Annotated in this window: 15 protein-coding genes; all 15 read left to right on the forward strand. The window is 56.4% G+C overall.

The features are described from left to right. Positions 1-22 precede the first annotated feature (22 nt). The 15 genes from FD38_RS02430 (at position 23) to FD38_RS02495 (ending at position 20,390) form a co-directional block, all read left to right on the forward strand. The gene (locus FD38_RS02430) at positions 23-853 is read left to right on the forward strand and encodes a helix-turn-helix domain-containing protein (RefSeq protein ID WP_057730819.1); all 831 of its coding nucleotides are present in this window, start codon (positions 23-25) and stop codon (positions 851-853) included. A gap of 59 nt (positions 854-912) precedes the next feature. Continuing rightward, on the forward strand, positions 913-1,332 hold the full coding sequence (locus FD38_RS02435) for an SRPBCC family protein (RefSeq protein WP_057730820.1): 420 nt from the start codon (positions 913-915) through the stop codon (positions 1,330-1,332). After that, complete coding sequence (locus FD38_RS13065) at positions 1,332-1,457, forward strand: hypothetical protein (RefSeq protein WP_263862342.1); 126 nt, start codon at positions 1,332-1,334, stop codon at positions 1,455-1,457. The genes FD38_RS02435 and FD38_RS13065 overlap by 1 nt, the downstream gene beginning before the upstream one ends. Before the next feature lie 115 nt (positions 1,458-1,572). Further along, positions 1,573-2,451 (forward strand): proline iminopeptidase, encoded by an 879-nt coding sequence (gene pepI, locus FD38_RS02440; protein WP_057730822.1) that lies wholly within the window; start codon positions 1,573-1,575, stop codon positions 2,449-2,451. Between the two features lie 278 nt (positions 2,452-2,729). Further along, a complete protein-coding gene (dnaG, locus tag FD38_RS02445) occupies positions 2,730-4,574 on the forward strand; it encodes a DNA primase (protein ID WP_057730823.1) in 1,845 nt (614 codons plus the stop codon). Positions 4,575-4,584: 10 nt separating this feature from the next. Continuing rightward, positions 4,585-5,715 (forward strand): RNA polymerase sigma factor RpoD, encoded by a 1,131-nt coding sequence (rpoD, locus tag FD38_RS02450; RefSeq protein ID WP_371862390.1) that lies wholly within the window; start codon positions 4,585-4,587, stop codon positions 5,713-5,715. Between the two features lie 181 nt (positions 5,716-5,896). Further along, positions 5,897-6,301 (forward strand): YxeA family protein, encoded by a 405-nt coding sequence (locus FD38_RS02455; protein ID WP_057730826.1) that lies wholly within the window; start codon positions 5,897-5,899, stop codon positions 6,299-6,301. 217 nt (positions 6,302-6,518) lie between these two features. After that, entirely contained in the window at positions 6,519-7,025 is a 507-nt protein-coding gene (locus tag FD38_RS02460; protein ID WP_057730828.1) for an RrF2 family transcriptional regulator, read from the forward strand. A 57-nt stretch (positions 7,026-7,082) separates the two neighbouring features. Beyond that, a complete protein-coding gene (locus FD38_RS02465; RefSeq protein WP_057730829.1) occupies positions 7,083-10,349 on the forward strand; it encodes an MMPL family transporter in 3,267 nt (1,088 codons plus the stop codon). A gap of 200 nt (positions 10,350-10,549) precedes the next feature. After that, positions 10,550-11,257 carry a tRNA (adenine(22)-N(1))-methyltransferase gene (locus FD38_RS02470; RefSeq protein ID WP_057730831.1) on the forward strand — a complete coding sequence of 236 codons (708 nt, stop codon included), beginning with the start codon at positions 10,550-10,552 and terminating at the stop codon, positions 11,255-11,257. Continuing rightward, positions 11,244-12,050 (forward strand): Nif3-like dinuclear metal center hexameric protein, encoded by an 807-nt coding sequence (locus FD38_RS02475; protein ID WP_057730833.1) that lies wholly within the window; start codon positions 11,244-11,246, stop codon positions 12,048-12,050. Before FD38_RS02470 ends, FD38_RS02475 begins: the two co-directional genes overlap by 14 nt. A 55-nt stretch (positions 12,051-12,105) precedes the next feature. Continuing rightward, positions 12,106-13,347 (forward strand): peptidase T, encoded by a 1,242-nt coding sequence (pepT, locus tag FD38_RS02480; protein ID WP_057730835.1) that lies wholly within the window; start codon positions 12,106-12,108, stop codon positions 13,345-13,347. Positions 13,348-13,486: 139 nt separating this feature from the next. Beyond that, positions 13,487-16,096, forward strand: a complete 2,610-nt coding sequence (gene clpB, locus FD38_RS02485; RefSeq protein ID WP_057730836.1) for an ATP-dependent chaperone ClpB — start codon at positions 13,487-13,489, stop codon at positions 16,094-16,096. A gap of 142 nt (positions 16,097-16,238) precedes the next feature. Beyond that, a complete protein-coding gene (gene dnaE, locus FD38_RS02490; RefSeq protein ID WP_057730837.1) occupies positions 16,239-19,580 on the forward strand; it encodes a DNA polymerase III subunit alpha in 3,342 nt (1,113 codons plus the stop codon). Positions 19,581-19,673: 93 nt separating this feature from the next. Further along, positions 19,674-20,390, forward strand: coding sequence for a transaldolase (locus FD38_RS02495; protein WP_057730839.1), 717 nt, complete (start codon positions 19,674-19,676; stop codon positions 20,388-20,390). Positions 20,391-20,621: the final 231 nt, after the last annotated feature.

Below are 20,621 nucleotides of genomic sequence, written 5' to 3' on the forward strand. Positions count from 1 at the left end.
TGAGCCTTAGGAGATGAAGCGAATGTCACTAGGAGCAACGCTAAAAATGGTACGACAACAGCACGGCTGGACCCAAAAGCGGGTCGCTACGGGCCTATGTTCCCAGTCGCTATTGTCGGCCATCGAACACGACCACTACCGACCCAACGCCCAACTGTTCATGGCCTTGTGCCGTCGGTTGGAGATTTCGCTGGACCAGGTGAGTTTGGCCCAAGGAGTTACGGTGAGTCCGACAGCGGCGGTCGATCAGCGCTTGGAACAACTATGTAACCGCCACGAATACGCGGCGCTGAAGGCTGATTTACTCGCGCCGACAACCGTGGCACAGGTGGTCACCGACGCGCAAACCCAGGCCTACTATTATTACCTGGGCGTGGCGGAGTTTCAGATAGACCCCTCATTGACGGCGGCCGGGGATCATCTCAGACTGGCGGTTAATTTGGGGCGTCAATACCACCCCCTAACGACGATGACACGGTTGAGTTGGGCGGCGTTTGCCTTGGTGACGCGGCGTCAGGGCCGCCCGCAAGCCGCTAAGCGGGCGTTGAGGCAGGCAATCACGGGGATTGAACGCGCCGCTTACGAAAAAAATTTAAACATTGTGTTTTACCTGGCGGCACTGATGACTTGCGACCAGCCCGTTACGGCGACGCAGTGGCTCCAACGGGGCATCGCCTTTGCGACCCAGCACGATACGCACTATTTGTTGGCGAATGATTATTACTTATTGGCACAGTTAGCGGCCCGTCAGTCTGATCCAACCGGTCAACGGGATGCCCAGCAAAAGTCCCAATTTTTGACCGACCTGTTTCACGAAAAAGTCTATCGGCCGACCGGATTATCAGAATTCTGATTTTGATTGGCGCGGCGTGACGCGTAGAGTGGAGCCATCATTAAAGGAGGTTGCTTTCAATGACAAATCGTTTATTCCGTCTGACAATCATGGTGCCCGCGACAGTGACACAGGTGCGTCAGCTATTACTCACGCCTGAACGACTACCACAATGGAATCCGGGGATTGGGACCCTGACGGTGCGCCCCAACGGGTGGGCAATTACGCGTTCGGTTCCCGCCCTGAACCGGTACGAAATTCTGACCGTAACCGCTACGACGCGGCAGGTCGTGTACCACAGCACCGCAGGCCGCTTGACCTACCAACTGCGGTTCGATTTAACCCCACGGGGGACCCGGACGCAAATCACCGAAGAACTAGTGCCAACGACTTCGGCCGTCAGGGGATTACCTCTGACGCTCTTAATGGCCAACGCTAGATCCGCTTTTCAGGCAAACCTGCAGAATTTAGCGGCGTTGATGACCAGGACGGCGCGCTAATGAAGTTAACGTTAACGTCTCTTTTGCGCGTCATGGTTAGCTTGTGGGTGCTGGGCTGGGGATTACGGGTCCTGCTGCTAATGATTGGCTTGGGGATGGGCTACTGGTGGTGGCATCGCCGGTAACCGGAGAAATTTTGGCGAGACCGCATCGTTGATTAATCACCGAGACTTGAAATTATCGATGAATTATGAAATGATTAAAAATAAATGAGAATTCATTTAGAGGGGAAGTCATTAGATGAAGATTCAAGAAGGCTACATGCCGTTCCACGGATTTAAGACGTACTACCGGATTGTGGGGGAACCCAATCCCGATAAGGCGCCACTATTACTGCTTCACGGTGGGCCGGGGTCGTCGCACAACTACTTCGAACTGCTGGACGATTACGCCAACACCGGTCGCCAATTGATTATGTACGATCAAGTTGGTTGCGGAAAATCCTCATTGCCAGAGGATGAGGGCGTCTACGTCAAGGAAACCTGGGCCGAAGAGTTAGTGGCGTTACGCCAATACCTGCATCTGGACCAGGTTCACATGTTGGGCCAGTCCTGGGGCGGGATGCTCGAAATGCTCTATCTGACCAACTACAGCCAGGCGGGGGTCAAGAGCGTCATGATCGACGGCTCGCCCGCGTCCATCAAGTTGTGGACCCAAGAACAACACCGGTTGATTTCCTACCTGAGTTACGAAGACCGCGAAGCCATCGCTGAGGCCGAACGGACCGGCCACTTCGACGGGCCCAAGTATTTAGCGGCCAACGACCGTTACATGGAACGGTACTGTTGGGACGATCCCGATGAAAACTCACCGGAACCCCTCCGGCGGCCGACGAACGGTCAGCGGGCCAGTCGCATTGCCGAGGGTCCCAACGAGTTTACCGAAAACGGAACTATCAGCGACTTCGAACTGACCGACCAGCTGCATAAGATTCACGTGCCGGTGCTGGTGACCAACGGGACCGACGACCTGTGCACGCCGCTGATTGCCAAGTCCGTGTATGACCACATTCCGGGCGCCAAGTGGCACCTTTTTGCCAACAGTCGGCACCTGGCGTTACTGGACCAACACGACGAATTTATTCAAGTTTTGGACCAGTGGCTGACCGCTAACGATTAACGTTAAAGCTGGGACTAGCGACTGGCTAGCCCCGGCTTTTTTGACGGGAAGCAACTTAATTGCAATTTAGCGACGAGCGATTATAATGAGTAATCCATCAATTTAACAGGAACCAAGTGAAAAGTTAAGCGTTTTGCTTGGCCGATTTTCGGCTTCGTGGTATTATATATTATGTATTTCTACGCACGAATTCCAATCAAAGAGTCGCACTTTTCGGGTTTCCGGGGTGCGACTTTTCAAGGCTAGGGTGCGGGACTGAATGCGGAAGGGGGCTAACGATGGCGAAGATTCCGGAAGACGTGATCGAAACCGTCCGCACAGCGACCAATATCGCCGATGTGGTCGGTCAGTATGTTCAGTTAAAGAAATCTGGGAAAAACCTCTTTGGGTTATGTCCCTTTCACGAGGAACGCACGCCGTCATTTTCTGTCTCGGAAGATAAGCAGATCTTTCACTGCTTCAGTTGTGGTCGGGGCGGCAACGTCTTTAAGTTTCTGATGGAACTGGAACACGTCAGCTTTCGTGAAGCCGTGGTCAAGGTGGCCGATTTTAGTCACGTCGACCTGGATACCGAGTACCGCGAGGAAGCCAATGCGCCGGCCGTGGATTCCAAGACCGGGCAACTGATCGACCTCCACGAACAAGCGGCAAAGTTGTACCACCATATCCTGGTGAATACGGAAATGGGTCAGCCGGCCTTGGATTACCTGCATCAGCGGGGACTGACCGACGCCACGATTGAGCAGTATCAGTTAGGGTTTGCGCCGGGCCAACGGTTACTCAAACCGTTTTTTGACCAACGGCAGGCGGATTATCAGCTTTTGCGGCAAAGTGGCCTGTTCATCGAAAATACGCAGGGGGAACTGCGCGACCGCTTTACCGAGCGGGTCATGTTTCCGCTGCGCAATGCGAGCGGCCACGTGGCGGCCTTTTCCGGACGGGTGTTGAAGAAGACCGAGGACCAACCCAAGTACCTCAACAGTCCCGAAACGGCGCTCTTTACCAAGAGTCGGTTACTCTTTAACTTTGACCTGGCCCGACCGGCGATTCGGCAGGCGGGTGAGGTCACGTTGTTTGAAGGGTATATGGACGTGATTTCGGCGGCGCAGGCGGGGGTGCTCAACGGGATTGCCTCGATGGGGACCAGCTTGACCACCGAACAGATTTACGCCATCGAACGCACCACGGATAAGATCAACGTCTGTTACGACGGGGATACGCCGGGGCAACGCGCTACGCAACGGGCCATTGGTCTGTTGCAGCAGCATAGTCATTTGCAAGTCAGCGTGATCCAGCTGCCGGAGGGGCAAGACCCCGACGAGTACCGGCGTGCACACGGCGACGAGGCGTTTCAACAGGTCATGCAAAGTGCCAAGGAAACGCCCATCCGCTTTCAACTACGGTATTTGCGGCGCGACCGGGCCTTGGACACCGACAGTGAACGGTTGGCCTACCTCAACGACGTGATGCCGTTGTTGGCTCAGGTCAGCGAACCCGTCGCGTTGGACCTATATCTAAACCAGCTAGCCAACGAATTCCAGCTGGATAAGTCGGCCCTGGTAGCGCAACTCAAGCAGGTGCGGCAAAGCACGGCGGCTCAACAGGAACGCCAACACGTTCCCGCGCCGACCCCGGTGCCCCTGACGGCGCCGGTTGAAACGGTTCACCAACAACGGCGGCCGTTGACGCGCCTGGAACGCGCGGAACGCCAACTGTTGTATTGGCTGTTGCATGATCGCAACGTCTGGGCCAAAGTGACTCAGGTCCCCGACTTTTGTTTCGTGCACGACGATTATCAAGTGATTTATACCCTGGCCCAGGGTTATTTTCAAACACACCAAGCGTACCAAAGTGCCCAGTTCACCGATTTCATTCAGGAAGAACGACTCCAGCAACTGGTAATTGAATTGGAGTCGACCATTTCTCTGACGGCGGTCACCCCGCGAGAAATTGACGACTATCTGAAGGTCATCATGGATGAGGCCCCGTTAGACGCGCAGCTTCGCGCGAAGAAGCGCGCCTTAACGGAGGCATCGCGACTGGGCGATGCGGCCCAACAGCGCCAACTCGTCATCGAGATTGTGCAGTTGGAGCAACAACGACAGGCAAACAAACAAGTTTAGTCTAGGGGGTATTTTAATGGCAAAAAAGACCACGGATCAACCAATGTTTGATCAAAAGGCATACAACAAAACGGTGCGGGCATTAATTAAGAACACCAAAAAAGCCGGCCACATGACGTACGATGAACTCACTGATAAGGTGGCTTCACCTTACTCGCTGGATGCCAAGCAGATGGATAAGTTATTAGAGACGATTTCCGATGCCGGGATTAGCGTGGTCGACGCAAAGGGTGAACCAGACCCACGGGCCGTTAAAGCTCAAAAAGCCGTTTCAAAGAAAGAATTAAAGGAAGCTTCAACCACCACCGGGGTCAAGATCAACGATCCCGTGCGGATGTATCTGAAGGAAATTGGGCGGGTCAGCCTGTTAACGGCGGACCAAGAAGTCGCCTTAGCCTTACGGATCGAAAAGGGCGACGAGGCGGCCAAGCAAGAACTGGCCGAAGCCAACTTACGGTTGGTGGTCTCTATCGCTAAGCGTTACGTGGGCCGGGGGATGCAATTCCTGGACCTGATTCAAGAAGGGAACATGGGGCTGATGAAGGCCGTCGAAAAGTTCGACTACCGGAAAGGGTTCAAGTTCTCCACGTACGCCACTTGGTGGATTCGGCAGGCGATTACGCGGGCAATCGCGGACCAAGCGCGGACCATTCGGATTCCGGTCCACATGGTCGAAACCATCAACAAGTTGATCCGGATCCAACGGCAACTGCTCCAAGACTTGGGCCGGGAACCAACACCCGAAGAAATCGGGGCCGAAATGGATATGCCGACCGAAAAGGTGCGGGAAATCTTGAAAATCGCCCAAGAACCCGTTTCGTTGGAAACCCCAATTGGGGAAGAAGACGATTCGCACTTGGGAGACTTCATTGAAGACCAAGACGCCACGAGTCCGGCCGATCACGCGGCTTACGAACTGCTCAAGGAACAGCTCGAAAGCGTGCTGGATACCTTGACCGACCGGGAAGAAAACGTCTTGCGGTTACGGTTCGGTTTAGACGACGGGCGGACGCGGACCTTGGAAGAAGTCGGAAAGGTCTTCGGGGTGACCCGGGAACGAATCCGGCAAATCGAAGCCAAGGCGCTCCGGAAGTTACGCCACCCATCTCGGAGTAAGCAATTAAAGGACTTCTTAGAATAATTCCGTAAAAAATGACGATTAGCGCGAGCTGATCGTCATTTTTTTGTGCCGTTTTTAAATTTTCGCTTAAGGCCCCCGCCACGCACAACTTTTAATTGACAAGTCGCGTGAAGTTCGATATTCTATGATAGTCAGTCAGTCAGTTAGTTGAGTAATTAACCAATAAAGAGGAGCGAACAACATGAAAATTTTGGGGAAATTAATCACCACGGGAATCGTCTTAGGTGTGATTTTAATTGGTGGCGCGGTGGTTTTACCGGGGCTCACCAAGAATCGCAGTTCCGAGGTGGCCATGGCCATCGACAACGTGAATCCGTTAGTTCAGACCGAGACCGTGTACGCCTCGACCAGCGTGCAACCGGTACGGCAGTTTATTGGCGGTGGGGGCGAAAAGGAATACGAGTATCGACTGGTCACCTATAACGCGACCGGGCAAGCCCGGACTATCACCTTCGACACCCAATGGCGCCTCAAACGGGGAAAGTACTTGGCCATTCGTACCAAGGGTCAAAACGTGGAATCTTGGCAGGCCGTCACCCGGGAGAAGGTCCCGAGCGGCGTCCGCCAAAACATCTTAATGGCGTAATTACGAAGCGAGTCTAGCGTCGAAAGCGGCTAAACTCGCTTTTTAGGTTGGTTGTTGCCACTAAATCAGGTGATGTTTGGTTGCAATCGTTTACATGAAAAATCAATTCCCAATAATGGTGTTTTATTGAGTAAATGGTCTTGAAATTTGCGGTAAAGGGGATATAATGTATCTCGTTTAAACGTGACTTGACTTGGGGTGAAAGGAGGACTTTTCGGTGAAAGCTAAACCGAGTTTAGAGCAGGCCCTGTGTATCGTGGCCTTGTTAGGGATTCAGGACCGGCAGATTCCGCTGCAGAGCCGACTGGTGGCCGAACGCCTGGGGATTTCAACCAGTTACTTGAAGAAAATCGTCCAGAAGTTAGCCGGGGCGCAGATCGTACGGACCGTCTCGGGGCGCGACGGGGGCATCGTTTTGACCAAGGACCCGCAGCAGATCACCCTGCTAGACGTGTTCGATGCGATTGAGGGGCAACAGTCATTTATCACCAATACGGGATTGGTCAACAAGGTGTTTGGGCTGGATCACAAGGCCGAATTCATGCGGACCTTTCAGTTAAAAAACTTCCGGGATCAACGCCCGGTGGCCAACGTCCTCGCCGTGTTTGACCAGGCCGAGGCGCTTTACCGTAAGCAGTTGGCCTCCCTGACGATTGGCGCGGTCTTACCGACGGATGGGCGTCAGGCCCTCCAGCTCGACTGGACGCGCTGGCTAAAGCGGTAAGGTCAAACAAGTGCAACAGCAACGAGAGAATTGAATTTTTAGGAGGTTTTTCACGTTTTGCGCTGGATGAACAAACACTACATCTGGAACGTGATCGGCTGGCTAGTCATTGTCCTACTGGCCGTCCTCACGATTCCCAATATGAGTAAATTAGTAGCCGATAAGGGACAAATCACCGTACCGAGCAGTTATCAAAGTACCCGGGCCACCAACATGCAAAAGCAATGGGGGCGTTCGCAACGGGGCACCACGGCCGTGGTCGTGGTCTTCAATAACGGCGACTCGGCCTTAACGAGTCAGCAAAATACGGCGATCGATAACACGATTCAACGGATTAAAAATCATGAGGATCAGTATCAGATCCGGTCGATCACGGCGGCCAGTGATAGTTCCACGGCCGCTTCGCAACTGATTTCGAAGGATAAGAGTACCCAGCTGCTCCAACTGAACGTCCATAAGTCGTCGAGTCATTCCATCACGACGATTCGCTCGCAGATTACCAAGCTGGCCAAGACCAGTGGCGTGACCACCTACGTCACCGGGGCGGACGTCTTGAACCAAGACTTTTCGGACGCCACGCAGGCCGGGGTCCAGAAGACCGAAATTATTGCCGCCATTTTTATTTTCTTAGTTCTTTGGTTGGTCTTCCGGTCACCGATTACGCCGCTGTTCTCATTATTGACCGTGGCCGTTTCGGTGATCACCTCGATCTCCGTGGTCGCCAACCTGGTCGACCGCTTCAACTTCCCGTTCTCCAACTTCACGGAAGTCTTCATCGTCATCGTGTTGTTTGGGATTGGAACCGACTACAACATCCTCCTGTATAACGAGTTCCGTGAGCGGTTAGCCAACGGAAAGGACCGCTATACCGCAACTAGAGAAGCCATCCGTATCGGGGGCCGCACGGTATTGTATTCCGGGCTGTCCGTGTTGATTGGGATGAGTGTGTTGGGCTTTGCCAACTTCTCACTTTACCGCTCCGCCGTGGGGATTGCCGTCGGGGTCGTCGTGTTACTGGCGGTCTTACTGACGCTGAACCCGTTTTTCATGGCGATTTGCGGACCGAAGATGTTCTGGCCGGTTAAGAAGTTCCAGGGTGAAGGCGATAGCCGGCTCTGGCATAACATGGCCAAGCACTCGATGATTCGCCCGGTGATCACGTTACTGCTGGTCGGGATCATCTTTATTCCGCTGGCCCTGACGTCCCACGGTACGCTGGACTACGATAACTTGGTTGAAATTGGCGACAACGTGCCCGCCAAGCAAGGCTTCAAGGTCGTTCAACAACACTTCTCCAAGGGGACGGCCGAGCCGACGACGATTTATATCCAGAGTACTCATAAGTTAGATAACGAAAAATCGTTACTGCTGATTGACCGGTTGACCAAGCAACTGCAGCAATCTGACGGGGTCAAGACCGTGGCGTCCGTCACCCAACCCGGTGGTAAGGCCATCAAGAAACTGTACGTCCGGAACCAGATGAGTTCGGTCACCACCGGTTTGGTCCAAGCCCAAAAAGGGGTCAACAAGATCAACAAGGGCCTCAAGTCCGCCAACAGTAAGCTGGGCAAGCAAAACGTTTCCGGCTCCGTGAGTCAGGCCAAAAAACTCGCCAGCGGGGCCCAACAGGTCAGCAGTGGGACTAAGCAACTGCAATCGGCGATCTCCCAGGTCTCGACCGGGGTCAACTCGTTGAATAGCCAGGTCTCCTCGGCCTCGGGCGGGCAACAAGCGGCCCAACTGGCTCAATTAGAGTCGGCACTACCACAGCTGAACGCCGCGATTCAACAGTTGAACACCCAAGTTTCCGGGAGTTCGACCAGTGCTAGTGGCGTCACCGGTTCACTGACCACCATTGGGAGTCAAACGCAAGACATTGCGACCCAGTTGCGCAACATTCAAAGCGCGATGGGTAACCTGCCATCCGTTTCGGCGTCGAGCGTCGCCGCGGCCTTTACCGCCGCCGGGGCCCCGTTGTCCGCGACGCAACAACAGGTCTTGGCCGGCGTCTTAGCCAAGCAGGCGGCCGCCCAACAACAATTGAAGTCGACGCTGTCGAGTTCCCTGACCAAGATCGGTAGCGACGCGACGGCCATTGGTAACGCGGACCAAAGCGTTGCCAGTCAGTTACAAACGCTGCAAGGCTCGACGAGTCAGCTGCAAAGTGCCGTGGCCACGCTGGCCCAGAAGTCTAACGTGGTTCTGCCGGGGGCGGCGACGGCCTTACAAACGGCTAGTTCGCAGTCTAGCCAGTTAGCCAGTGCGACGAGTCAGCTGCAAAGTGCTATGACCACGATCAACGGGCAGATGCCGACGTTGGTTTCCGGTGCCAGTCAGGTCGCCAGTGGCAACCAAACCATGGCGACCAAGCTAGCATCGATGAGTAAACAACTGGCGACGTTGAAGGCCGGCTTAGGGTCGGCAACGACCGGACTGTCCAGCGTATCGAGCGGGGTCGGGTCGGCGAACGGCTACCTCAAGGGCTTGCAAAAGTCCGCGGCGTCGCAAACCTTCTACATTCCGGCCAAGCAATTACACGGCAAGTCGTTTGCCCCGGCCTTGAAGACCTACTTGTCACCGAACAAGAAGTTGACCAAGCTGACGGTGGTCTTAAACGACGACCCGAGTTCCGCGGCCGCCATGGCGCGCCTGCCTAAACTGGAAAAGGTCGTCACCGGTTCACTGAAGGGCACGAGCTTGGGGAATGCCAAGGTGGCCTTCGGGGGCAACACGTCCCAGACCAACGACATCAACGAGATGGCGTCCGGGGACTTCACCCGCACGGTGATCATCATGTTAGCCGGAATCTTTATCGCCTTGATGGTAGTTACGCGTTCGTTGGTTCAACCGATCGTGATCGAAGGCATCTTGATCCTGGCTTACTCCGGGGCCTTAACGCTGGTTCACTGGTTGGCTAAGCCAATTTTGGGCACCAACATGCTGACCTGGAACACGCCGTTCTTCACGTTCGTCATGTTGATCTCGCTGGGGGTCGATTACTCGATCTTCCTGATGCGCAAGTACCGGGAATACCTGCACGAACCGGGGGCCACGAGTACCAAGATGCTCCAGGCCGCTACGGTCATTGGGACCGTGGTCATCTCGGCCGGGATCATCTTGAGCGGGACGTTTGCCGCGTTGATTCCATCCGGCGTCATGACGTTGATCCAGATTGCGTTGGCCGTGATCTTAGGGATCGTCTTATTGATCATCCTGTTGCCAATCGTAATGCCTGCGGTCATGAAGATTACCTACCCGTACCCGTATTCCGGGATTGCTCGGCACGCAAATGCCGAAGCCCGCGAGACGGAGAAAAAAGAGTAATTGCGTTAAAAAATAACGGGAGTGCCTAAAAATTGGGCGCCCCCTTGAAGGTAGCGGGTCCTGCGACTGAAATGGTCGGGGGACCCGCTACCTTTTTGCTAACCGTTAGTTGGGCGGACCCCGTCAGTGGTGGGTATCTAAAACGCGGGACTTAGCTTATACTAAGAGGTAAGCAGTCAATTTAGAGAGGAAGTTACGACATGGATGCAGACCATTTATCACGGCGCCTAGCGACCGTAGCCCACTATATTCCCCAGGGAAGCCGGTTGGCCGACATCGGGACCGACCACGCCTACCTCCCCGTGAATCTCTTGAAACGGGGCGTGATCCAAGGCGGCGTGGCCGGCGAGGTGGTGCGCGGCCCGTTTGAAAACGCCCAACACGAGATTCAACGCGAGGGCTTTAGCGACCGGCTGACCGCCAGATTGGCCAACGGGTTACGGGCCATCGAACCGGCCGACCACATCGATACCGTCGCCATTGCGGGGATGGGTGGCACGTTGATCACCAATATTTTGACCCAGGACTTTGACCGTCTCACGGGCGTCAACCGCCTGGTGCTTCAGCCCAACGTGAGTGCCAATCAGATTCGCCAATTCCTGATGACCCACGGCTTTAAGTTGGTGGCCGAAGAGATTTTGGCCGAAGACGGTCACATCTACGAAGTCCTGGTCGCCGACCGGACCACGGAAGCGGTCAGCTACACGGCCGACGAGTTACGGTTCGGCCCGTTCCTGTTGGCGGCGCCTAACGCGGCCTTTATCGCCAAGTGGCAACACGAGGCGTCACGCACCCGTGAGGTCTTACAGCAGATGCAGGGGGCCAAGCAGGTGCCCACGGAGAAGGTGGCGGCGTTGACCGCCGAATTACACCAAATTGAGGAGGTCTTGGCCCATGCGCGCGCGTGAGTTAGTGGAACGCTTCGAACAGTTTGCCCCGAAATCCTGGGCGGAACCCTGGGATGTCCCGGGCTTACAATTGGGGGACCTAGACGCCCCCGTGCATAAGGTCCTGGTAACGCTAGACGTCCGGCCGGAAACGGTCCAAGAGGCCATCGACGTAGGCGCCGACTTCATCTTTGCGCACCACCCGGCGATGTTTCATCCGGCCAAGACGCTGGACTTGAGTGTGCCGCAAAACCAGATGTACGCCACGATTTTAGCGCACCACATCACGGTTTACGCGGCCCACACCAACCTGGACAGCGCCCCGGGGGGGATGAACGATTGGCTGGCCGCCGCGTTAGGCCTGCAAAACTGTGAGGGCCTGGTTCCCAGCAACGGTCAGGGTGCCACGCCGGCGGTGACCATGGGCCGGGTGGGCGAGCTAGCGCAGCCCACCACGGTCCGGGCCTTTGCCGAACACTGTAAAACGGTCTTCGGCTTGACCGGCTTGCGATTGATCAGTCACACCCCGGCGGCCCCCGTTCAGCGGGTCGCCGTCTTGGGCGGCAGTGGCAGTGAATTTTATCCCGCAGCGCTGCAACACCATGCCGACGTGTACGTGACCGGTGACGTGTCCTACCACCCGGCCCACGACATGTTGGCGGCGGGGCTGAGCGTGATCGATCCCGGCCACCACATCGAAAGTATCTGTCAGCCCCACCTGACCCAGATATTTACCACCTGGGCCAGCGAAAACAATTGGGACGTCGCCATTCAGGCCACGGCCCTGAACACCGACCCGTTTACTTTTCTTTGACCGGACCGGCGTGTAAACTAACCATGAGATTAAATTAAGCTGAGGAGTGATTTTTTTGGCAAAGTATGCAAACCTGATTCCCCGTTTCCTGGACTACGTGAAGGTCAACACCCGTTCGGACCCGCACTCGACGACGATTCCGTCGACGCCGCGCCTGACCGAATTTGCTCATCGGTTGGTGCAGGACCTGACTGCGATTGGCTTACAAAACGTGCACATCAACCCGCAATCATCCTACGTGTACGCGACGCTGCCGGCGAACACCGACAAGGACGTGACTAAGATCGGGTTCATTTCCCACTTCGATACCGCGGACTTTAACAGTGAACACATCCAACCGCAAATCGTGGAAAACTACGATGGGCATTCTGTGATCAAGCTAGACGCCGCTGGCAAGTACACGCTGGACCCGGCGGTCTTCCCGAACCTGAAGAACTACCAGGGCGACACGTTGATCACGACCGACGGCACGACCCTCTTAGGGGCCGATGACAAGTCCGGGGTCGCCGAAATCATGGCGGCCGCGGAGTACCTGTTGGCGCACCCGGAGATCAAACACGGCGAGATTGAAATCGGCTTGGGCCCCGACGAAGAAATCGGGACCGGGGCGGACCACTTCGACGTGGCCGACTTTGGGGCCGATATCGCCTACACGGTCGACGGCGGGCCTCTGGGGCAATTGGAATACGAGACCTTTAACGCGGCGGACGCCCAGGTGGAAATTACCGGGACCAACGTGCACCCCGCCGAAGCCAAGGGCGTGATGGTCAACGCCTCGCAGGTCGCCATGGACTTTCACGCGAAGCTACCGGCCCACGACCGGCCGGAAAACACGGCGGGCCGTGAAGGGTTCTTCCACCTGTACAGCATGACCGGTGACGTGGATTCGGCGCATCTGAGCTACATTATCCGCGACCACGACCGGCAGATTTTCGAAGACCGTAAGCAACTTTTCCGGGGCGTGGCCGATCAACTAAACCAAGCCTTCGGACAGGACCGCGTTCAGGTCACCATCAAGGACCAGTACTACAACATGCGCGAGGTCCTCGAAAAGGACATGCACGTGGTGGACCTGGCCAAGCAAGCCCTAGAAGACCTCGACATCCAACCGCTGATCTTCCCGGTTCGGGGCGGGACCGATGGTTCGAAGATCTCCTTTATGGGGCTGCCAACGCCGAACCTGTTTGCCGGGGGCGAAAACATGCACGGCCGGTTCGAGTACGTTTCCGAACAGACCATGGAAAAGGCCACCGACGTCTTGATCAAGATCGTCTCTTTGGCGGAACAGCAGGCTTAAATTAATTAGTCAAAATTGGTCAAATTATTTTGAATTTGGCCTAAAATCAGTTAGAATATGAATGAAAATTGAGGTTGACCGTGGGTTGCCTCTTTTTTAGTCCTAACATTTAACCTAAATTTGAAACGGAGGAATCCTCATGGACCCAGAAAAAATGACTCAAGCTTTGACCGATGCACTGGGCGAAGCGCAACGCATCGCCGTGACCCGCAAGCACCAGGCCGTCACGGTCGCGCACCTATTCAAGTTTCTCGTCCAACCCGGGGAATTGGCCCGACAATTGTTTCAGGATGCGGGCGTCGACGTCGGACAACTGGACGCCGAGCTGGACCGGGAGTTAGACGGAATCAGTCAGGTGACCGGTAGCGGCGTCCAGTACGGTCAAACCTTCTCCAATAATTTAACCGAACTCCTACAACAAGCGGATCAACTCCGCGAAAAGTACCACGACGACTACCTGGCCATCGACACGGTGGTCTTAGCCGTGATGCACTTGACTGGTGAAAGCCTGACCGACTACTTGAAGCAGCGGGGGTTGACCACGAGTCGCCTCAAGCAGGCCGTCGACCAACTTCGCGGGGGCGAGCGGGTGACCTCGAAGAACCAAGAAGACCAGTATAAGGCCTTAGAAAAGTACGGGACCGACCTGGTCAAGGCCATGCGTAGCGGCAAGATCGATCCGATCATCGGTCGCGACGACGAAATTTTGGCCGTGATCCGGATTCTATCGCGCAAGACCAAGAACAACCCGGTCCTGATTGGGGAACCCGGGGTCGGCAAGACCGCCATCGTGGAGGGCTTAGCCCAACGAATCGTGCGCGGGGACGTGCCCGATAACCTGAAGGACAAGACCATCTTCTCCCTGGATATGGGATCCCTGATTGCCGGGGCCAAGTACCGGGGGGAATTCGAGGAACGGTTGAAGGCCGTCTTGAAGGAAGTCACCAAGAGTGACGGCCAGATCATCATGTTTATCGACGAAATCCACAACATCGTGGGCGCCGGCAAGGCCGAGGGCAGCATGGACGCCGGTAACCTGTTGAAACCCATGCTAGCCCGTGGTGAGTTGCACCTGATTGGGGCCACGACGCTCGACGAATACCGCCAGTACATGGAACAGGACAAGGCGCTCGAGCGGCGGTTCCAACGCGTGGTGGTTAACGAACCCAGCGTGGAGGACACCGTCACCATCCTGCGGGGGATTCGCGAACGCTTCGAGATCCACCACGGGGTGCGGATTCACGATAACGCGCTGGTGGCCGCGGCCAAGCTGTCCGACCGTTACCTGACCGACCGCTTCTTGCCCGATAAGGCCATCGACCTGGTCGACGAGGCCTCGGCGTCCATCCGGGTGGAAATGAATTCGGCGCCCACGGAACTGGACCAGGCCCGGCGCCAAATGATGCGGATGCAGGTCGAACAGACCGCGCTGAAACAAGAGACCGATGCGGCGTCGCAGGCGCGGTTGCAGGAGCTGAAGAAGCAACTGGCCGATACCAAGGAAAAGGTCGATCGGTTGAGCGCGCAGTGGAACGACGAAAAGTCGGCCATTCACCGGTTAGGCGACAAGAAGACCGAGCTGGATCAGGCCAAGCGCGACCTGACCACCGCCGAGAGCCAGTACGACCTGACCAAGGCCGCCGAGTTGCAACACGGGACGATTCCCCGTTTGGAAAAGGAACTAGCCGACCTAGAAGCCCAGGACCAACAGAAACACTGGTTGGTATCCGAGTCCGTCACGGCCAACGAAATCGCGGCCGTGGTCAGTCGGATGACCGGCATCCCGGTCACCAAGCTGGTTCAGGGCGAACGGGAGAAACTGTTGAAGCTCGCCGACCGGTTGCACGACCGGGTCGTGGGTCAGGACCAGGCCGTGACTGCCGTGGCCGACGCCGTTTTACGGTCGCGGGCCGGTCTGCAGGATCCGACTAAACCGTTGGGGTCCTTTCTCTTCTTGGGGCCGACCGGGGTCGGGAAGACCGAGTTAGCCAAGGCGCTAGCCGCCAACCTGTTTGACAGCGAAGACCATATGGTACGGATCGATATGAGTGAGTACATGGAAAAGGAATCCGTGTCACGCTTGGTCGGGGCGGCCCCCGGTTACGTGGGCTACGAAGAAGGCGGCCAATTGACCGAGGCCGTGCGGCGCAACCCGTACACCATCGTGTTGTTTGACGAAGTGGAGAAGGCCCACCCCGACGTCTTCAACCTGTTACTGCAGGTCCTAGACGACGGGCGGTTGACCGACAGTCAGGGCCGGACCGTGGACTTCAAGAACACGATTCTGATTATGACGTCGAATCTGGGGTCGGATATCTTGTTACAGGGGACCGACGATCAGGGGCACATCACCCCCGAGGCGCAACAACAGGTGGCACGGCTCTTGCAGACGCACTTCCGGCCGGAATTTTTGAACCGGATCGACGACACCATCATGTTCACGCCGTTAACGTTGGCCGACGTGCAACAAATTGTAGTCAAGTTGATTGGCCATCTGGCGACCCGCTTGCACGACCAACAATTGGATCTGACGATTACGCCGGCCGCTCAAGCCTGGATCGCCAAGGCGGGTTACCTGCCGGCGTACGGGGCCCGGCCACTGCAACGCTTTATCACGATGCACGTGGAAACACCGCTGGCTAAGGAACTGATTGCCGGGAAGATTCCCGCGCACAGTCTGATTACCATTGACGTGGCAAATGACCAGTTGACTTTTACGCACGCCGCCCAGGCAACAACTAAAAATTAAGGCTAATGCTTTTGCGTATCCCGGGATAACCAGTCGGTGTCCCGGGATTTTTGGGATTTAAGACTGGAACGTGCGTTCGTCACCCCGGAACTTTCGGCATTTTCTGGTATAATAAGAACCAGCAAGAAAGGGGAGAAACGACGTGTTTGTGCCATTACAAGTCTTCAGCACCTACAGTCTCTTACAAAGTACGAATCGACTCACCGAACTGGTGCAGACGGCCAAACAGCGGGGCTACACGGCGTTGGCCCTGACGGATCAAAACGTGATGTACGGCACGGTGGCCTTCTATAACGCCTGTCAACAGGCCGGCATCAAGCCGTTACTGGGGCTGACCCTCAGCACCCAGGGGATAGTGGTCACGGGGGAGACCGCCAAGGACTGGGTCTTCATTGCCCGCGACTTCACGGGCTATCAGCATTTGATGCAACTCAGTACGGCCTACCAGGTCGCGCAGGCCCCGGTCGATTTGATCCAGGAAACGGCGCTGCTGAGCCACCTCGCCGTGATCGCGCCACTGACCAGTGAGGTCCACCAACTCCTCGCGGCGGGGGATGTGACCGCCGCCACGCAGGTCGTGACCCGCTTACAGCAATGGGTGCCCACCGACTGCCTGTATCTGGGGGTCGCTGCGGATACGTCTTCGACCGTTCGAACGGGACTCACCCGCGTGGCCCAGCAGACGGGGGCCACGGTGACTGCCCTCAGTCCGGTGCGTTACCTTAACCGTGAAGACCAGTTTGCGGTCAACGTGTTACGGGCCATCGACGCCGGCGCGACCATCGACGATCCCGTCACGGCCCAACGGCAACTGGGGCAACACTGGCTGGTGCCGGCCGCCGAACAGGTCGACCGGTACCAAGACCTGCCGGACGCCGCGGCGGCGACCGAACGGTTGGCCGCCACGACCGACGTGACGTTGCGGTTTCAACAACCCCAACTGCCCCAATTTCCGACGCCCCAGCAGGTCTCGTCGCAGGACTATCTGCGGCAGCTGTGTGAACGGGGACTGACCACCCGGCTGCGGGCCCAACCCGGAGCGGATGCCCAGGGCTATCACGACCGGCTGTCCCGCGAGTTAGGCGTGATCCACCGGATGGGGTTTGACGACTATTTCTTGATCGTGTGGGACGTGATGAACTTCGCTCACCGGGCCCACATTCAGACGGGACCGGGCCGAGGCTCGGCGGCCGGGTCGCTGGTGGCCTATGCCCTGGCCATCACCGAGGTCGACCCGCTGCAGTACCACCTCCTATTCGAACGATTCTTAAGCGAAGAACGGGCGCAGATGCCCGATATCGACCTGGACATTCCCGATGACCGCCGGCAGGAAGTCTTGCAGTACGTTCACGACAAATACGGGCATTTACGGGTGGCTCAAATCATCACCTTCGGGACCCTGGCGGCTAAGGCGGCGTTGCGGGACGTGGGCCGGGTCCTCGGGGTCAGTTCCTACGAGATGAGCGACTGGAGTGCGGCGATCCCCAACCAGTTGCACATTACCTTAAAGGACGCCTACCAACAGTCGCAGCGACTGCGGAACTTGGTGGCCGATAGCGACCGCAACCGGTTACTGTTTGCAACCGCCCAACGGTTGGAAGGGTTACCTCGCAACTATTCGACTCACGCGGCCGGAATCGTGTTGAGTCAGGGCCAACTGACCGATTTGGTCCCGCTACAACCCGGCAGTGAGGGCCTCTTAATGACCCAATACCCCAAGGATACCGTGGAAGCCGTTGGCCTCTTAAAGATGGACTTCTTGGGGTTACGCAACCTCAGTATCCTGGCGAACGCCCTACGGTTGGTCCAGAAACAGACCGGCCAAAAACTTGACCTCAATCGGATCGATTTCAACGACCCGGCGACCCTCAAGCTCTTCGCCCAGGGGGAAACCAACGGGGTCTTCCAATTCGAATCCGCGGGGATCAAGCGGGTTTTGCGGCAACTTCAACCGGACAGCTTTGAACTGGTCGCGGCGGTCAACGCCTTGTACCGGCCCGGCCCGATGGAAAATATCGATACCTTTATCCGACGTAAACGCGGCCAGGAACCCGTGACCTACGCGGCCGAGGCGTTAAAGCCCATTCTCGGGCCGACCTACGGGGTGCTGGTCTACCAGGAACAGGTCATGCAGGTCGCCTCGACCATGGGGGGCTTTACCCTGGGACAAGCCGACCTGTTACGGCGCGCCATGAGTAAGAAGAAAAAGCAGACCATGGATGCGATGCAAAAGCAGTTCGTCCAGGGGGCCGTCAAATTGGGGTACGCCCCGGACGTCGCCCAGCGGGTCTTTGCCTACATGGACCGGTTTGCCAACTACGGGTTCAACCGGTCCCACGCGGTGGCCTACAGCAAGCTGGCCTTTCAGCTGGCCTACCTCAAGGCCCATTACCCGGGGCCGTTCTACGCGGCCCTGCTGAATTCGGTGATCAACGTGCCGGCCAAGACCAAGCTGTATTTGACCGAAGCCAAGCGCCACGGGGTCACCATCTTACCGCCCGACATCAACCAGTCGACGGCCTACTTTAACTTACAGGAGCGAGCCATCATCTTTGGTTTGAGCTCGATCAAGGGGGTCCGCCGCGACTTTCTGCGGGCGATTCTGGCCGAACGGCACGAGCACGGTCGCTTCAAGACCCTGCACGAGTTCTTGGAGCGCACCGAAGCCAAGTACCGCAAGGAAGACCTGCTCGACGCCATGGTCTACGCGGGGGCCTTCGATCATTTTGGGTATAATCGCGCCGAATTGATTGCGGCCATTCCCGAGTTCTTGAGTACCGTGGAATTATCGGGCAACAACGTCGAACTCTTTACGGCTTTGGCGCCGAAAGTCAACCCCCAACCGGATCTCGATCTGATGACCAAGCTGACCAAGGAGGAGGCCGTCTTGGGGGCCTACCTCTCCGGCCACCCGGTCGAACAGTACCGGGACCTCCGGCAGCAACGCCACGCTCAACCCATCAGCGAATTGGGCAGTGTGACCCAGGCAACGGTGGTGGTCTACGTGACCGGGATTCGCAAGATTCGGACCAAGCGGGGGGAGCCGATGGCGTTTCTGACGGTCAGCGACGAGACCGCCGATCTAAGCATCACCGTTTTTCCCAACCAATACCGGCGGGCGGCGGAGTGGCTTAAGACCGGACAGGTGATCGTGGTCCAAGGCAAGGTGGAGCGCGACCGGGGCCTGCAACTGGTGGCTAATCGCCTGCAACTGGCGCCCAAACCGACCTCCCCGGCCACGTTGCCGGCGGGTCCCCGGTGGTTTATTCGGGTGGACGCCCAACACGACGACCGCCAAACCGCTACCCAGCTGGCCCACCTGTTGACGCAAAACGTCGGGCCCGTTCCGGTGATCGTCTACCAGCCCCAAACGGACCAAAAACGGGTGTTACCCCAACAGCAATGGCTCCGGGCGGACGCCCAATTGCGCGGGCCGCTCGAAACCCTGATGGGCGCGGGGAATGTGGTTTTGCAGAATGGGTAGACCAATTTAATTAAAAATACCTCTAGACTATTTATAAAGGCTTTGGTACGATTGTACCAATGATTAATAAAAAATAGCTCTGGAGGTTTTTTCATGCAACTAAACGTTAAGGTTTACTCAGATGGTGCCGAATTGTCTGCCATGAAACAGGTGGCCGCGCAGGGAGTCGTGCAAGGGTTTACGACCAACCCCAGTTTAATGAAGGCGGCGGGGATCACGGATTACTTGGCCTTTGCCAAAGAGGCCGTGGCCACGTTCCCGGACCGATCGATCAGTTTTGAGGTCTTCGCTAACCAACCGGATCAGATGTTAAAAGAAGCCCAGGTCTTGGCCCAGTTAGGCCAACACGTGGCCGTCAAGGTGCCCATCATCCGGGCGACCGGCGAAGACAACACGGCCGTAATCACCAAGTTATCCCAGGCGGGCGTGCAGGTGAACGTCACGGCGATCACCACGCTGGACCAAGTGAAGTTGGCCGTTGCGGCCTTAGACGAAAAGACCGGGGGCATCGTGTCCGTCTTTGCCGGGCGGGTCGCCGATACCGGTGTTGACCCCTTACCATTGATGCGAGCGGCCGCCAAGGTCTGCCATACCAAGGCGGGCGTCGAACTGCTGTGGGCCAGCACCCGTGAAGTCTTTAACATTGTCCAGGCCGACCAAACCGGCTGTGACATTATCACGGTGCCACCCAAGATCTTAGCCAAGTTACCGAAGTTCGGGAAGGATGCCTTCCAGGTTTCCGTGGATACGGTCAAGACCTTCGACGCCGATATTGCGGAATTGGGCTTTACCATTCCGACCGCCGATTAAGGGAAACTGGTTAACGAATAGATTATTTAATTATAAATTATAACTAATCTTAATCATCAATCTATCATTTAAGGGTCAAGCGAAAACGCTTACTTTGAGAATTTGGCTACAAAGTCACCGAAATTCAGGGAACATAGCAGACATAAATTTTTAAAAGTGCTAAAATACTTTTGGAATCAAATTTGTGCCGAAGTTTTTGGTCTGCCGAATTTTTTGTTCGACAGATTGGAT

The organism is Levilactobacillus zymae DSM 19395 (assembly GCF_001434115.1).
GTDB lineage: Bacteria > Bacillota > Bacilli > Lactobacillales > Lactobacillaceae > Levilactobacillus > Levilactobacillus zymae.

Coding starts and splice junctions, on each gene's coding strand:
- FD38_RS02430 (WP_057730819.1), top strand. CDS start 23: ATGTCACTAGGAGCAACGCTAAAAATGGTACGACAACAGCACGGCTGG.
- FD38_RS02435 (WP_057730820.1), top strand. CDS start 913: ATGACAAATCGTTTATTCCGTCTGACAATCATGGTGCCCGCGACAGTG.
- FD38_RS13065 (WP_263862342.1), top strand. CDS start 1,332: ATGAAGTTAACGTTAACGTCTCTTTTGCGCGTCATGGTTAGCTTGTGG.
- pepI (WP_057730822.1), top strand. CDS start 1,573: ATGAAGATTCAAGAAGGCTACATGCCGTTCCACGGATTTAAGACGTAC.
- dnaG (WP_057730823.1), top strand. CDS start 2,730: ATGGCGAAGATTCCGGAAGACGTGATCGAAACCGTCCGCACAGCGACC.
- FD38_RS02455 (WP_057730826.1), top strand. CDS start 5,897: ATGAAAATTTTGGGGAAATTAATCACCACGGGAATCGTCTTAGGTGTG.
- FD38_RS02470 (WP_057730831.1), top strand. CDS start 10,550: ATGGATGCAGACCATTTATCACGGCGCCTAGCGACCGTAGCCCACTAT.
- FD38_RS02475 (WP_057730833.1), top strand. CDS start 11,244: ATGCGCGCGCGTGAGTTAGTGGAACGCTTCGAACAGTTTGCCCCGAAA.
- clpB (WP_057730836.1), top strand. CDS start 13,487: ATGGACCCAGAAAAAATGACTCAAGCTTTGACCGATGCACTGGGCGAA.
- FD38_RS02495 (WP_057730839.1), top strand. CDS start 19,674: ATGCAACTAAACGTTAAGGTTTACTCAGATGGTGCCGAATTGTCTGCC.